Genomic DNA, 15708 nt, shown 5'->3' with positions numbered 1-15708 from the left:
CGATAAGAAGAAGAGAGAGAATTAATTTTAAATGTTTCATTGTGTCAACCTTGAGCGAGCGCCCTAATTTTTGTAAATAATAATAACATAATTTATTAAAATAGATAAACTTTAAGCCATAGAGAGATTTTAATCTAAAATGTTATTATAGTGAAAATATAATAGAAGGCGTTTTGCCGACAAAGGATTAAATTGAAACTACAAACAGTATTTGGCACGGTTGTTCTTGGACTAATGTTTTTAATGAGTGGCTGTGCAGGTAAAAATGTGGATGCCAAAAACAGCGGATTTTTTAAAGACTATACACAATTAAAGAGTACAGATAAGGTTAAGCTCTCAAAGTACAAAACTATTTTAATTGCTCCGACTCAAGTTATGTCTATAATTGCGCCCAAAGAGCAGACGAACTCACAAAAGAGACTCTACAAAGAGATTTCGGACTATTTAGATAAAGGGTATAAAAGAGAGCTTCAAAATAGCTCTAAATATAAGGTAGTAGAGAAAGAAGGTGCGGATACACTGATATTTGAGTCGGCAGTCTCGGCGGTAGAGGTACACTTTGAGGATAAAAAATGGAATCAATTTTCACCAATAGCGATGGATATTACCGTAACATCCTACAACTCCTACATGGATGAAAATGTAAGAATATTAGGTGAGAAGCGCATTGTTGACTCTACAACGGGAGAAGTATTGATTGAGAGCATGGATATAATAAAAGATAAAAAGATTATATTAAATGGTGATACTTTGGAGTTTGAAGCTATTAAACCTGCTCTTGATGCATGGATAGAGCATGTCAAAAACTATTTTGCCAACTAGGGGATAAAGTAGAGTGTCTCTGCAGGTCGGCTGGAAGCATTTTCCATTTGAAGAGGTTGCATTAAAGAGTGATACTTTTTGCACTTCGTTAAATGGATTACGTATAGTTCAGCTATCTGATCTTCACCTTGGTAAAAATGTTAAAGTTGATTATATTCGAACTCTTGTAGAGAAGATAAACAAGATAAAGCCGGATATCCTCCTCTTTAGTGGAGATATACTCCAGACCTCTGCCTTACATGTAAAAGATCATTTGCGTTGCTTTAGAGAGCTTGAAGTTCCATCATACTATGTGAGTGGAAATCATGATATTTTTTATGGTCCAAAAGAACTTAAAACCATAATGCAAGAGAGTGGAGTTGTCTGTCTTGATAATAAAATAGTAGAGCTTAAAATAAAAGGCTCTCTTTTACAGCTAGTCGGGCTTAGTGATAGATATAGTTTTGTCCGAGGAATCAGACGGCCCATAAAGGAGCTTTTTTTGGAACTAAATCCTGATTTATCGACAATACTGCTAACACATCAACCAAAAGATATCTCATATGTAGATAATTTTCGTATAGATATTCAACTCAGTGGACATACACATGGCGGGCAGATATATCCATTTAGTATTATAGTTAAATATTTTCAACCCTATATATCTGGACTCTACAAACAGAGAAATACGCTTCTTTATGTCTGTCGAGGTCTTGGATATTGGGGTGTTGATGTTAGGTACAAGGTTCCATCTGAAATACCGGTTTTTACCATCAATTAACATAATGGTAGTACAATTCAATTTTAATAATTCAAGGAAAAAAATGAATAAATTTTTAGCAGCTTTAACCATGAGCGTTGTTTTATTAAGTGGGGACTCTCTTAAAATAGACTCTCCGCTCAATATATTGGATAATTTTAAGTATGAGACGCCTACTGGTCGTCAGATGAAGATACCACAAAAAACAAAGTTGGTAATAGTTGCTTTTGAAAAAGATACGGGAGCTTTAGTCAACGAATATCTTGATACTCAAAGTAAGTTTTATCTTCTTAAAAATAACTCTATATTTATAGCAGATATAAATAAAATGCCATCAATTATTACAAGCATGTTTGCTCTGCCAAAACTTCAAAAATATAAGCATCTTATCTATCTGCACTATGGCGATAAGTTTCAAAACACGGTTCCAAACAAAGAGGAGAAAATTACTCTGCTTCGTATAGAGGACTCAAAAATCAAAGAGATAACTTTTATCTCTTCAAAACAAGAACTCAAAGCAGCGATTGAGAAATGATATCGCTAAAAGCACTCAGAAAAAATCCTTTTAAAAGCCTTTTGATATTTTCATCCATTACCATTGCGGTAATGGCTATTTTTCTTATCAGTTCAGTATCTCAGGGTGTAATTGGAATGTACTCAAAGATGATAAAAACAGATGGAGATATTATCATTACCCAAAAAGGTATTTCAGATACCTTTTTTTCAAATGTTGATATTGGCTTAATTCAAAAGATAGATAAGCTAAAGAGTGTAGCTTCAAGCTACGGCATGATAGTCGGAGCTTCTCCTATAGGACATATCCCAATAGCTGGAATTTATGGTACAACGGCAAACCATTTTTCACACTACAAGCTCTCAAAGGGAGAGTATCCAAAGGATGGCGAAGTTATTCTTGGTGCAAATCTGGCTAAGCAGTTTGCAACTAGAAGTGTAAACATAGGGAACAAGCGTTTTAAAATCTCAGGTATCTTTAGTAGCGAGATAGGTTTTGAAGAGGGTGGGGTTGTTATGAATATAGAGGATGCCGGTCGACTTTTTAACCGCTCGGCTTCTTTTATTTTAGTCACTACTGATTTGCCAAATAATACAGATAGTATTGTCAAAGAGATTGCTCTGCTTGATGATGAGGTAGAGGTAAAGACAACACAAAATTTTGTAAAAGAGTATAACCAGTTTAAGATTATTGAGAACTCATCTCTTGTAATCTCAACACTCGCTTTTGCTATGGGGCTAATGGGAATTGCTTCGGTTATGAGTATGATTGTTAACTCACGAAAAGAGGAGTTTGGTATTATGCGCGCACTTGGTAAAAGTAGGTTTTTTATTATTAAAAATCTCTTTTTTGAGACGCTTATCATGAGTGTTTCAGCTTACTTGTTCGCACTTCTTTTAAGTCTTGGCATATTGGCAATGCTGCCCCATGTTGAGATGCTTCAGGGGTATGTAAATGGAACGCTTTCACTATCTACTGCCATCTATGTTCTTGCTTCAACACTCTTTATGGCTCTTCTGGGCTCACTGGTACCGGCTTGGATAGCTTCTAAAACAGATCCGATACTTCTGATAAATCAAGGATGTGCATGATAAAAGTATCACATGTTTCACACTTTTACGGTGAAGAGCAGGTTCTTTTTGACCTCTCGTTTGAGATTAAGAGCGGTGGATTTATATTTTTAAGCGGAGAGAGCGGAAGTGGAAAATCAACACTCCTCTGTATTCTCTCAACTCTTTTAAAACCATCAAGCGGAGAGCTCTTAATAGATGGAGAGTCGGTTGATAAAATTAAAAATTTAGACTATTTCCGCCAAAGCAAGGTAGGGTTTGTTTTTCAGTTTCACTATCTCATAAACTATCTAAGTGTGTATGAAAACATAGCATTAGCCGCACTAGAAGATAAAAAGCACAATATACAGATAATACTAAAGAAGCTTGGTATCTCTGAACTCTCTACGCGTTATCCAAATGAGATTTCAGGTGGACAGAGACAGCGTGTGGCACTGGCTAGAGCACTTGTTAATGAACCAAAAATCATATTTGCAGATGAGCCGACTGGTAGTTTAGACTCAAAAAACTCAACAATAGTTTATGGACTTTTAGCAGAGGCTTCAAAAAACGGCACTACAGTAGTAGTTGCATCTCATGACATGCAGATAGAGAACTACGCAACTAAAATAATTAGGTTAAAAGATGGACAAATTTTATAAATTAGTAGATTCGGTTATGCCTATTTGGGCGTTTATATTTTTAGGCTCTATCGTAGTAGGGGTTATCTATGGGGCTCAGATGTTGGGCTTTTCACTCTTAGACTCTACGCTTTTAAATGCTTCGACTACCCGTTCTCTGCATATTACGCTAATGCTTTATGGTCCGATAATGCTCGCCCTCTCCTTACTTCCTTTTGCACTTTTTGCAAAAGATAAACTTGATTTAAGCCAAGCGGTAGAGCCGCTTAAAAACTACTTTTTATTGTGGCATTTATTTCTTTTTATGGCTGTTGTCTCTATTTTACTGGGGGCTCAAAGGGGCTTGCCTTTTTACGATTTTGCTTATGAGTTAAATTTTATACTTGCTGCTTCTGGAATTTTTTATATAGTTGCCATATTTAAAACAATAAAGCATTATAAGATTACGCCGTTATGGGTAAAAGTCTCCAAAGCGCTTCTGTTTGTTGCTCCTATATCGCTTCTTGTTCTAATGAATCCCACTTTCGGACAGGTTGAAAAAACATTAATCGGACCTCATGGAGATAATACGCTAGGGATGAGTTTTACGCTTATTCCGCTTTTTTATCTTATGATAAAGCTACATGCAAAAGAGAGTTTTGCCCCAAAATGGCATCTTTTTTGGATAATTCCGCTTCTAGGATATGCGCTCTCTGTGGGTACTCGAATATTTAGAGGTGAACTCTTGTACGGTGAGGAGTGGGTTTATCAATGGCTAACATTTGCCTATGCCCCGCTTTTAATTAAGTGGTGCAGAGATGCGAAAATAACTTTTAAACGGACACCCTATCTTGCAATTTCCATCTGGGCATTTTTGTTTGTAATGATTCAAGGAAATATACTGTTTATTCCAGAAATACGCTGGCTGTTTCATAGAAATGATTTGATTGTTGCGCATGCTCATGTAGCCATCGGACTGGGTATATTTTTTATGTCGCTTAGCATCTTGAAGTATTTTTACAAATTGCCAGATAAGTTTATGCTCTTTTGGCTTTTTGTTATAGGAGTTATATTTGTATCGCTCTCACTTGCAGGTTTTGATGAAGCGGGAGTTTTTGCAGTTGATGTAATAATTATGTGGTGGATTCGTCTCTTTGGGGGTATTTTAGCGGTTGTGGGTCTAGTTTATTACATTATAAAAAAAATAAAAATTACAAAGCCGTCTCTGCTTGAGTTGTATCATATAAACGGCTTTATGTCGGATGGTTTGGGTGCGCTTTTACTCTTTATCTCTGCGCCTGTGCTGTTTGAGTTTTTAGGGTTATACTTCACTCCGTACTACTACCTTGTTTTTGGTTTTATGGGATTTGTAGGTATTTTGCATTTAGCTGGGATAACTAAAGAGGCACATTTTTTGGCATACTGCACCTCTATCGCCCGCCTGATTACAGGCACCATCTTTTTCTCCCTATTTTATTTAGGGACAATAGACGCTCTGGGACTTATTGTAGGTTTTTATGATATTTTTTATGCTCTTATATACCTTGTTTTTAGAAGCCGCCTATGATTCACTCGTTAGCTCTTGTTTTACTTCTTGGATTTGAGTTATGTTACTATCTTTTGATAGTTCAAACAGGAGTGGTCGAATATTACAACTCCGATTTAATAACGCTTTTTCCTATGTTTGTGGGAGGTGTTTTTGGAACTATTGCAGGCGGAGTCTCTTGGGCAAGAGTTAGTAAGCCTATACACAAGATAATAATCGCTTTAAGCCTGCAATTAATATTGTCCTTTATCTACCCTCAATACAACAGCTTCACTCTTTTTCTCTTAGGTATTTCAGTGGGTATTATGGCTCCTTTGGGAATTTACCTCTTTAAAGCAAAGCAACAAAAAGAGCTTCTTGTAGCGCTTGCTATTGCTTATACGATAGGTACTTACTTTTTTACGTATGATGCCCAGCACAGAACTTTTATGGCTGTTTTATTTACTCTAATTGCTCTTTTTAGTGCATTTATGCTTAGAGATTATAGGGTTGAAGCAGATTCTAAGGAGGTTTCACATCCATATTTGCAGTATCTGCCTCTAATGTTATGGATATTTTTGGACTCCAATCTTTTTGAAACTTTATCAAGACATGCAGATTTGGGAATCTGGTCAAAATACACTTATACAATCATAACATTTCATCTTTTGGGTCTTGTGGCTGCTTACTATCTAAAGATGTCAAAAATAAAGAAACATATTTTTATAGCGGTCATCTTTATTGGGAGCTATATGCTCTCATACTCTGGGTGGACTGTTGCATTAGCCATGCTTTATCCTTTTACAATCTCATACTATAACGTTGTGGTTTTTACGACTTTGAGCAAAGAGGTGAGCATCTATAAGCTTGCCTTTATGATGATTTTTGTCGGCTGGATAGCATCCGGTCTTGGTTTGACAGTTGCTCTCTTAGAAGTTATATATTAAAATAAAATATATGCTAAAATTGTGCTAATTTATAGAATAAGGATTTATGATGAAAAAGATGTTTATGATGCTGCTTTTAGCTCTTCCGTTATTGGCGCTTAATCTGGAGTTAAAGAGCGGTTATGTGGCTGCACATACAGAGATGCTTATGGATAAAACTATTGATCCGACAAATAACTATCTTAATGCTAGTATAACTATACAGAACAATGATATTACTACTATTAAAGGGAAATTTTGGGTTGAAATAACTCTTTTTACAAGCGATAAAGGTGATAGAGACAAGAGCATGTACGAAGAGCTTCAAACAGATAAGTTTAAGCTTGCCACATACACCATAACTAATGTTACAAAAGCTGATGCAGAAGATAGCTACACTATTAACGGCATACTGGATTTTCACGGTGAAAAAAAAGAGTTGAGCGCAAATGCTAAAATAACTACAGTAGAAGGTAGCTTAACAATAGATGCTTCTTCAATGATTCTAATGAGTGATTACGGCATCAAAATGCCTTGTATGATATTTATGTGCGTGCGCGATCAGGTTGATTTGTTGATTAAAGCTACATTTTAATACAATCTGCCTATGAATAAACTCCAAGAGTACCTAAGTGCCCATGAACCAAACGAGATTCACCCCTCAGATATAGCAAAAATACTCAAGCAGCTTGATGATAGTGATTTTGTCGCATCTCTAAGGCTTGTGCCCAAAGATTTAATCGGAGATGTAGCACTCGCTCTTCCTGAGAGATATTTTGATAATGTTGTAGAGAATTTCAGTGTTGAGGAGCTAAGAGATGCCGTAACGGCACTTGAGAGCGATGACCAAGTCGATTTTATGCATGAACTTCAAGGGGTTGATGAGAGCGTAGCTTCTAAAGTTTTTGACACTCTTAATGAAATCGATAAGCAGGAGATTACAAAGCTTCAGTCATACACTCAAGAAGAAGCCGGTGCGTATATGCAACTTGAAGTCTTTACAGCAAATAAAGATGAGATAGTTCATGACGTAATAAAAAGATTTGCCGAACTTAGAAAAGCCAACAAGATAGAAAATGTTCAAAATCTATTTATAATCGGCAACGATAAAAAACTTCTCTTTACAATCGGTCTGGATGATTTGCTTATTTTTGACTTTGATAAAACGCTGATAAAAAATATAGAGGCTAGTGGAGATAGTTTTGAACCTAAAAAAGCGCAAGATAGAGAAAATATAAAAGAGGTAGTTCGTTATTTTGAAGAGTATGACCTCTACGTCATGCCTATTATAAATGCTTACGGGGTTTTGTTGGGGCGCATTACATCTGATGATATTTACGATATTATCAATGAGCATGCAACCGAGCAGATGTATAATCTTGCAGGAGTCAATGATAAGGCTGAGGAGGATGAAGAGATATTTAAAGCAGGTAAAAAAAGAGCCTCTTGGCTTGGGGTTAACCTCTTGACAGCTATTTTTGTCTCTATCACTATTGGTCTTTTTGCGGATACTTTAGAGAGTTTGGTCGCACTAGCGATTTTAATGCCTATTGTCGCTTCCATGGGTGGAAATGTGGGAACTCAAAGCTTGACCGTTGTTGTAAGACAACTTGCTCTTGGTGCAATCTCCCAGGGTGATGCTATGAGAACTATCAAAAAAGAGGTTCTAATCTCTTTGATGAATGGGCTTATATTCTCATTTGTTGTAGGAGTAGTTGCTGCTGTTTGGTTTAATATAAATATGCTCGGTGTTGTAATGGCACTAAGCATGATGATTAATTTTTTAATGGCGGGTCTTTTTGGAGCAGCAATACCGCTCTTTTTAAAAAGAATAAATATCGACCCCGCAATAGGAAGCACGGTTATCTTAAGCATGGTAACTGATGTTGTCGGGTTCTTTAGCTTTTTAGCTCTTGCAACATATATTTTACTCTAGTGATGATGCCTGCATGATACAAAAGTTCAAAAAGTATTCCACTACTAACAGACTGGTTCTTTTAGGGATAATTTTAGGAGTTCTTTTTGGAATTTTTTTGCCTCATCTTGCATTAAAACAGCAGGTAATAGGGCAGATTTTTATAAGTTTTCTAAAGATGATAGTGGTGCCGCTTGTTTTTTCAAGTATTTATGTCTCTATAGTAGGGCTTGGGAATTTACAAAGCCTAAAGGAGATAGGACTCAAGACAGTTTTTCTTTATATTTTAACAACAGCGCTAGCTGTTCTTGCAGCAATAGCAGCTATGAATATGGTGCCTATTGGAGAAGTAGTCTCCGCTGAGGGACTTGAGTATGCAAAAGCTTCTGAGGTTGCGCCGTTTTCTTTTAGTGGAATGATTTTAAGTTTTATACCTGCAAATATATTTAACGCTCTTGCAAATGGCTCTATGATGCAGATTATTCTATTTTCAGCTCTATTTGGAGTAGCCTCGCTGCATCTAAAACAAGAGAGACAACTTTTGATGTTGGAGTTTTTTAGCGCTGTTACAAATGCGATGCTCACAATGGCAGAGTGGGTTATCAAGTTGACACCAATAGGCGTGTTTAGCCTTATCTCATACGTTATAGCAGAGCAGGGAGTAGAGATAATTTTGGGGCTTTGGAAATATGTTCTAATGGTTATTGCTGTTTTGGTTTTTCATGCCATAGTGACTTTGCCTGCTGTTTTGGCTTTTTTTGGGCGGATTAATCCATATAGATATTTAATCGATATACGAGAAGCCCTGATAATGGCTTTTTCTACTGCATCAAGTACCGCAACACTACCTGTATCTATGCGAGTAGTAGAAGAAGTTGGCGGAGTTGATGAAAAAAATGCCTCCTTTGTGCTACCTCTTGGAGCTACTGTCTCTATGGACGGAACAGCGGCATATCTAACAGTGGCGGTTCTTTATATCTCGCATCTTGCGGGAGTTGATTTAACTCTGAGCGAGCAGCTTGTTCTTGGGTTAACAGTTGTTGCCCTTAGCGTTGGTGTTGCTGCACTTCCGAGTGCCTCCTTGGTTATGATGGTTGTAATTTTAAATCAGCTTGGCTTGGCTGTTGAGTATATTGCCGTAATAATAGCGGTAGATAGAATTTTAGATATGGCAAGAACATCCATAAATGTTACATCTGACTTGGTTGTTGTGAAAATTATAGACCAGTTACAAAAGATTAAAAAGTCCAATGTATAATAAGAGATTAATATTAAAAGGCTAATGATGTTCAAGTTTATAATTGTGGGGTTTATGTTGCTTTTTAACCTTCAAGCAGACAATAAAGAGGCGCTTGAAGCCTTTAAAAAGAGTGATTATGAGAGAGCATTTAAGATTTATGAAAAAAATGCAAAGAGTGGTGATGGAGTTGCTCAAAGTGCGCTTAGTTATCTTTATGCAAATGGCTTAGGTACAAAAAAAGATATTGAAAAATCTATATACTGGCTTGAGCAATCGGCAAACAGTGCAAATGCAAATGCCCAGTATGATTTAGGGATGTTTTACTTGCGCGGCAACAATGTAAAAAAAGATACCAAAAAAGCTTTTGAGCTACTGAGTAAATCCTCTGAGCAAGATAATGCAAATGCTAAGTACGATTTGGCACTAATGTATTATAACGGCGAGGGAGTGGATTTAAATGTTACCAAATCAGCCCAGCTTCTAGAGAGTGCTGCAATTTCAGGACATAAAATAGCAGAGCAAAATATTGGGCGTGTTTATATGCAACTATTAAACTTTGAGGACGCTTCAAAGTGGCTTGAGAAAAATGCGGCAGACGGTGACGAAAGTGCTTATTATCTGCTTGCAGAGATATATTGCGAACAAGAGAAGTTTGACAAAGCAAAAGTATGGGCGCAAAAAGCAGTAGATATAGGAAACAAAGAAGCCGAAAAGCTATATAAAAAATATAAGCTGCAGAACTATTAAGAGTTTTAAAAACTCTTAAACAGGAATAACTTTATAGCCTGAGCCATATATATTGTGGATTACTCCCTCGGGCAGTTTTGTGCGGATTCTCTTCATAAGGGATGTTATAGCATGTGAGGAGAACTCTTTTTCCTTTTTTTCTTCATGCAAAGAGATAAAAATATCTTTGCCTGAAAAACAGTGGTTTGGCTCTGAGAAGAGTAGCTTCAATAGTAGAGTTTCCATTTTTCTAAGTTTTATCTCTTTGTTGTTTTTCCAAAGCGTATCTGTATCGTAATCCCAAAATATAGTCTCACTTATATAAATTTTGTTAGTAGTCTTTCTTATAAGATTTACAGTTCCAAGTAAAATATTTTTGAGAGCGTCGGTTTTTATAGGTTTTATAAGATATGTTTCAAGATGGAGTTTTATAGCACTAAGAAGCTTCTCTTGATCAGAGTGAGCGCTCATAACGATAATTCTCGTCTCTTTATCGTCTTTTCTTATTTTTGCAATCATATCTAAGCCATCAAGATTCGGCATATTTATATCTGTTAAAATAATCTCCGGTCTCTTCTGTTTGTATATATCATACGCTTCATTTCCACATGCTGCGGTATAGACTCTACTGAAGAATATCTGTAGATATTCAGATAAAGTTTCACGTAGTTCAGTCTCATCTTCAGCAAGTAAGATGGACATATCTTTGATTTTTTCAACTTTCATTTTTTACTCTTATAATAAATTCTGCTCCAATTTTTCTACCATCATCAAGGTAGATATTTTTTGCGCTTAAATTGCCATTCATATTGTCCTCTATAATCATTTTTGCAATATGAAGACCAAGTCCGGTTCCCATTGACTTATGTTTTGTTGTGAAGTATGGATCAAATATTTTGTTTAAATTCTCCTCCTCAATTCCACCACAATCATCTTTAATGATAAGAGTGATAAGACTATTTTGCTCATAGAGCGAAATAGTTATGTTGGTCTCCTCTGCTTTTTTGATTGCTATTAAATCATTGATATTTGATAATATAGAAACAACTACCTGTACAAATTCATTTATTTGCCCATAGATATTATGCGTATCATTTAGCAAAAGATTTAAATGAATACTCCTATTGGATTTTAAATTTACAATATCAAGCGCTTTTTCTACAGCCTCTTTTATGTTAAAGTAAGATTTTTCTCTATCTGGAGTGTAATAATTCATAAAATCTTCTATAGTTTCAGACATATAGAGTACGCGTTTTTCCATCTTTTGAAGTTTGTCTGCTATCTCCTCTTTGCTTAGCATATCTGCTTTGTTTTTCTCTTTTAGTATTGCAAGGGAGGTGTTGATTATTGCTAAGGGCTGGCGCCATTGATGTGCGATATTTCCAATCATCTCCCCGATTTCAGCTCTTTTTGATTGTTCTAAGAGCAGTAAACTATGCTCCTTTAAGGCTTGTTCTTTTTTTTTCAACTCCTCTATGGTGTCAGTGAGCTCTTGATTATATTTCTCTTCTATATATAAGCCACAATCGAGATTTTTCATATCTTGAATTAGTTTTGCAATATATTTTTTCTCTATGATGGAGCCATGTTGAGGAGCAATCATCTCTATATCTAGTTTTTCAATTTTCTTTAACGCGTAGTTAAAGATATCCTTGCTTGGCATATACTCCTGATGAAACTGTTTTGCTTTTGAGAAGTAGGTCTCATCCGCATAAAAATCCCAAGACTCCTCAATACCACCAAAGATATCACCTGAAAAAAGAATTTTTGAATCAGGGTCATAACTGACAAATGCTCCGGGAGAGTGGCAGTAGGGAGTCAATAAAAATTCAAGCTCAAAACCGCTGGAGGTTATTAGCTTGTTGTCATGTTGATCTATGTTATAGTAGCTAGAGGTTACAAGATAGTGTTTGATTAAAAGTGATATTCTGGAGTGCGTTACTATTTGAAGGTCATCTCTGTTTATAAGCTTTTCAATCTCTGGTACCGCTGCTGCTAAATCCGGGTCTTGATGATGAAGAATAATGTATTTAATATCTTTCATATCTATAAGGGTTTTTACTTTTCTAATTGTTTCACTAAACTCAATCATGGAGCCCGGATCAATTAGAATGGATTCATTGCCGTTTATAATTAGGTATGGGTGGCACTGAAAGGGGTCGTTTTTTAGGTACATGCCGACCCAGTATATATTTGGTGCGATTAAAACTGCTTGAGTTGTATCGGGGAGTTTAGACATTTTCCTCAAACCACTGCAGCTGTTTTCTAAGTTCAACGACTCTTCCAACAACAATAAGTGCCGGAGTTGGAACATCTTTGGTTTTTTCTACAATATCTTTAAGTGTTCCTATAACAACAATTTGATCTTTAGTTGTTCCTTTAGAGATTACGGCACATGGACAATCCTCTGGTTTTCCTATTTCAATAAGTTTTTTGCTTATCTTAGGAAGGTTGTGAAGACCCATTAAAAATATGATTGTATCATCGGTTTTAAATGTTTCCCAAGGAATCTGAGACTCTTTTTTATGCGGGGACTCATGCCCTGTAACAACTCTAAAACTGACCGCAACACCGCGATGAGTCACTGGTATGCCAGCGTATGCAGGAGCACTAATTGAAGATGTGATACCGGGAATCACTTCAAATTTAATACCTCTTTCATGGAGGTAAAGAGCCTCTTCGCCGCCGCGCCCAAACACAAATGGATCTCCACCTTTAAGACGCACTACATTCTCATACTTAATGGCATTTTGGTAGATTACTTCATTTATATCATCTTGGGGCATAATATGCCTACCATCTTCTTTTCCGACATATACAAACTCACAGCCACTTTTTGCCTCTTTTAGTATGTCCGGATTTGCTAAACGGTCATAAATGATTATATCCGCCTCTTTAATTACTCTGAGTGCTTTTAAAGTTAGCAGTTCTATATCTCCAGGACCCGCACCGGTTAAATAAACTTTACCCATTAATTGTCCTCTTCATAAATAAAGATACCTGATGGTTTTTTGATGTTGAACATTTCACGTGCAAGATACCACTCTTTAGTGTTTATAACAGCAACTTTATTGGTATCGTTTACTGAGACATAAAGATTTGGTCTAAGTTTTGACCATCTAACATGAAGCACTTTTCCGTCAAACTCAAATCTTTTGATAATTTTTAGAGTTTGAGTGTCTATAATCTGAACAACAGGGAATTTATCACCGCTAAAAGTGACTGCCATATATTTTTGATCAGGAGACAAGGCGGTAAAAACAGGAAGTCCTTCAGTCTCAATGTTTTTTTCAAATTTAAAGTCAGGAGTGTAAACAAGAACCTTGTTGTTTCCAACAGCAGGTATAAAAACATGACCGTCGCTGATGCTCCAAAATCCAAAATGCGGAACTTTTAGCACAGGCTTTCTATCTTCAAGCAAAATATCTATCTTTGAGTATGTCATGGTATCGAGATCCACAACCCCAAAAAAGTCGCTCTTGAAAAAACCTGTAATAAAATGGTTGTTTTTTATCATCGCATCAAAAGGCATAATTCCGACATTTTCAAACTCTTTGTATATCTCAAAGTCAGGCAGTCCTTTACCCTCATTTTTATCTTTTAGCACGGTAATTTTGTCGTTGTTCATTTGAGAAAAAACAAGATAATTTTTATACTGTTTAATCCCTACATTTTTTGAACCGGTCTCAAATGATTTTATAGGATTTAAATCCCTATCTAGGATATCAACACTTTTTTTAGCGTAGTTTGCAACGGCTATGTAGTTTTTAGTAACCGTAAAACCGATAGCGCTGTCGCTTGTTTTATACTCCTTGAGTATTTTTTCTGTAACTGGGTCAAATTTTATGATGTAACCGTCACGTGAAATCACATAACCGTCATTATCATAAAATTTCACAACGCCATGATTCATGTCATGCATGCCCTCTATACACCCTCTTGTAAGCCCTTGTTCAACAACTGCTAGGGATCCACTCTCTCTCTCGACAACAAATATTTTTTCATTAGCTTTGAGTGCCGCAAGTACAGGATTTACTCCTTTTGCATGAGCATTTACAAACAGGGAAGCTACTAAAGAAACCCCCAATATCACTTTGCCTATTTTCATTAATCTCTCCTTCTTTCTTGCTCATTTAAGTAGCATGATGGATCTTCGCTCCATAAATTACCGGTAATAGCATAAGCCCTTGATCTTGAGCCGCCGTTGCAAATGTCTATCTGTTGGCACTCCGAACAGATGCCGCTAATTTGTTCTCTTGGATGGATACGTAGCTGGTCTAAAAGCTCGCCACTTTGCCAGATGTCACCAAAATCTTCTTTTATGATATTTCCGACTGTAAGTGGAAAAAATGGATCAGGGCGCACATCGCCTTCGCTATTTATGTTTAGAAGTTTGCGACCTGCACTGTTTCCTCCCCAAGCAACAAGGCGTTCTCTCATAGTCTCTTTGAGGTGTGGATATTTTTGAGCAAATTTTTCTAAAAACAGTATAGCATCTTGCTCCATATTGCCCGTTACTATCTCTATATCTCTGCCTGTCTCATAGTATTCAAATGCTTTTTTGAGTATAAACTCAACGGCCTCTCTTCTTTGCTCTTTTGAGAGATCCATTTTAAGATTATCCAAACCGCGCCCGGAATATACAAGGTGAGAGATATAGATTTTTGGAATATTTTCTCTCTCGGCAAGGTCAAAAATATACTCTAAAGAGTTGATGGTATCTTTTGTCATTGTAAATCGTATGCCGACTTTAGCTCCTGTCGCATTTGCAAGTTTTACGGATTTAAGTGTCTCCTTGAAAGCACCTTTTAGCCCGCGGAAGTAGTCATGAGTAGGCTCATCCCCGTCAATGCTCACTCCGACATAGTTAAAAGTATCTACAATGCGCTGTATATTTCCTTTTGTAAAGTAGAGACCGTTGCTTGAAAGATAAGTGATAATTCCATTGGCCTTACAAAAATCTGCAATCTCAAATAGATCTTTTCTCGTAAGTGGCTCTCCTCCTGAGAAGATGATAAACTTAACACCGTTTTCTTTCATCTGCAAAATTGTTTTTTTAATCTGCTGTGTTGTGAGTGTATCAACTTCATTAAGCGTTGATTTTGAGTAGCAGTGAAGACATGAGAGGTTGCATCGATTTGTAAAGTTCCAGATTGCGATAGAGCCATCAAGAACCCTCTCCGGTTTCGCTTCAACTACGGAAGAAATTAGGTTTGATAATCTAAACATCTATTTACCTTTATAGGAAAGAATATATTCTGTAATACTCTCCCTCTCTTTATCAGTTAATTTTAATTTTGTCATTACTGTGCGTTTATATCCAAAAGCCTTGTACATGGATTCAGGGTCTAATATATATGCTTGAATCTCTTCGTTTGTACGCTTTGAGGCAATTTCACTAAAAGAGGGACCAAACGCTTCAGAGTGTTGGTGATGGCATCCCCAGCAATATTTTTCAAAAACCTCTTTCCCGCTTGGCTCACTTGCCAAAAGTAGAGGTACAGAGAAAAGTGTTATTAATATATTTTTTTTCATAATAGTCTCTCTTTGTTAACGTTTTATTTTAGCCAAACTAAGCTTGAACTTTGGCTTATATTTGTCAAAAAGTATTAGTTTTGAACAGTGCCGTGTA

The 15708-nt window shown here is 36.4% G+C and carries 17 protein-coding genes; 11 read left to right on the top strand and 6 right to left on the bottom strand.

Translation table 11 applies throughout. From position 1 onward, the window contains the following. Window positions 1-192: 192 nt before the first annotated feature. From M0Q17_RS03450 to M0Q17_RS03400, 11 genes are read left to right on the top strand one after another with little or no spacing between them, the layout of a single operon-like run. Window positions 193-822, top strand: coding sequence for a DUF3313 family protein (locus M0Q17_RS03450; protein WP_295083317.1), 630 nt, complete (start codon window positions 193-195; stop codon window positions 820-822). A 13-nt stretch (window positions 823-835) separates the two neighbouring features. Next, window positions 836-1582 carry a metallophosphoesterase gene (locus M0Q17_RS03445; protein WP_295083314.1) on the top strand — a complete coding sequence of 249 codons (747 nt, stop codon included), beginning with the start codon at window positions 836-838 and terminating at the stop codon, window positions 1580-1582. A gap of 43 nt (window positions 1583-1625) precedes the next feature. Then, window positions 1626-2096: a hypothetical protein gene (locus tag M0Q17_RS03440; protein WP_295083312.1), complete on the top strand. Its 471-nt coding sequence runs from the start codon at window positions 1626-1628 to the stop codon at window positions 2094-2096. Continuing rightward, window positions 2093-3166 (top strand): ABC transporter permease, encoded by a 1074-nt coding sequence (locus M0Q17_RS03435; RefSeq protein WP_295083310.1) that lies wholly within the window; start codon window positions 2093-2095, stop codon window positions 3164-3166. The genes M0Q17_RS03440 and M0Q17_RS03435 overlap by 4 nt, the downstream gene beginning before the upstream one ends. Next, a complete protein-coding gene (locus M0Q17_RS03430; protein ID WP_295083308.1) occupies window positions 3163-3786 on the top strand; it encodes an ABC transporter ATP-binding protein in 624 nt (207 codons plus the stop codon). Before M0Q17_RS03435 ends, M0Q17_RS03430 begins: the two co-directional genes overlap by 4 nt. Beyond that, window positions 3770-5311, top strand: a complete 1542-nt coding sequence (locus M0Q17_RS03425) for a hypothetical protein (RefSeq protein WP_295083306.1) — start codon at window positions 3770-3772, stop codon at window positions 5309-5311. The genes M0Q17_RS03430 and M0Q17_RS03425 overlap by 17 nt, the downstream gene beginning before the upstream one ends. Then, entirely contained in the window at window positions 5308-6216 is a 909-nt protein-coding gene (locus M0Q17_RS03420; RefSeq protein WP_295083304.1) for a hypothetical protein, read from the top strand. Before M0Q17_RS03425 ends, M0Q17_RS03420 begins: the two co-directional genes overlap by 4 nt. Window positions 6217-6265: 49 nt before the next feature. Beyond that, on the top strand, window positions 6266-6790 hold the full coding sequence (locus tag M0Q17_RS03415) for a YceI family protein (protein WP_295083302.1): 525 nt from the start codon (window positions 6266-6268) through the stop codon (window positions 6788-6790). 12 nt (window positions 6791-6802) lie between these two features. Beyond that, window positions 6803-8131, top strand: coding sequence for a magnesium transporter (gene mgtE / locus M0Q17_RS03410; protein ID WP_295083300.1), 1329 nt, complete (start codon window positions 6803-6805; stop codon window positions 8129-8131). After that, on the top strand, window positions 8109-9368 hold the full coding sequence (locus M0Q17_RS03405; protein WP_295083298.1) for a dicarboxylate/amino acid:cation symporter: 1260 nt from the start codon (window positions 8109-8111) through the stop codon (window positions 9366-9368). Before mgtE ends, M0Q17_RS03405 begins: the two co-directional genes overlap by 23 nt. Before the next feature lie 27 nt (window positions 9369-9395). Further along, window positions 9396-10097 carry a tetratricopeptide repeat protein gene (locus M0Q17_RS03400; protein ID WP_295083296.1) on the top strand — a complete coding sequence of 234 codons (702 nt, stop codon included), beginning with the start codon at window positions 9396-9398 and terminating at the stop codon, window positions 10095-10097. A 15-nt stretch (window positions 10098-10112) separates the two neighbouring features. Here the strand turns inward: M0Q17_RS03400 and M0Q17_RS03395 are convergent, their stop codons facing one another. Genes M0Q17_RS03395 through M0Q17_RS03370 form a run of 6 tightly spaced genes read right to left on the bottom strand, consistent with a single transcriptional unit; the run spans window position 10113 to window position 15611 of the window. Then, window positions 10113-10802: a response regulator transcription factor gene (locus M0Q17_RS03395; RefSeq protein WP_295083294.1), complete on the bottom strand. Its 690-nt coding sequence runs from the start codon at window positions 10800-10802 to the stop codon at window positions 10113-10115. Further along, entirely contained in the window at window positions 10792-12315 is a 1524-nt protein-coding gene (locus tag M0Q17_RS03390; RefSeq protein WP_295083292.1) for an ATP-binding protein, read from the bottom strand. Before M0Q17_RS03390 ends, M0Q17_RS03395 begins: the two co-directional genes overlap by 11 nt. Continuing rightward, a complete protein-coding gene (cobA, locus tag M0Q17_RS03385) occupies window positions 12308-13048 on the bottom strand; it encodes a uroporphyrinogen-III C-methyltransferase (protein WP_295083290.1) in 741 nt (246 codons plus the stop codon). Before cobA ends, M0Q17_RS03390 begins: the two co-directional genes overlap by 8 nt. Further along, entirely contained in the window at window positions 13048-14184 is a 1137-nt protein-coding gene (locus M0Q17_RS03380) for a cytochrome D1 domain-containing protein (RefSeq protein WP_295083287.1), read from the bottom strand. Before M0Q17_RS03380 ends, cobA begins: the two co-directional genes overlap by 1 nt. After that, window positions 14184-15305 carry a radical SAM protein gene (locus M0Q17_RS03375; protein ID WP_295083285.1) on the bottom strand — a complete coding sequence of 374 codons (1122 nt, stop codon included), beginning with the start codon at window positions 15303-15305 and terminating at the stop codon, window positions 14184-14186. The genes M0Q17_RS03380 and M0Q17_RS03375 overlap by 1 nt, the downstream gene beginning before the upstream one ends. Further along, entirely contained in the window at window positions 15306-15611 is a 306-nt protein-coding gene (locus tag M0Q17_RS03370) for a cytochrome c (protein WP_295083283.1), read from the bottom strand. It lies immediately after the preceding gene. Between the last annotated feature and the right edge of the window lie 97 nt (window positions 15612-15708).

Origin of the sequence: Sulfurimonas sp., assembly GCF_023229105.1 — a bacterium.
In the GTDB taxonomy this organism is placed as follows: domain Bacteria; phylum Campylobacterota; class Campylobacteria; order Campylobacterales; family Sulfurimonadaceae; genus Sulfurimonas.
Note: the sequence above shows the minus strand (reverse complement) of the source record. Positions and strands in the feature narration are given on the sequence as shown.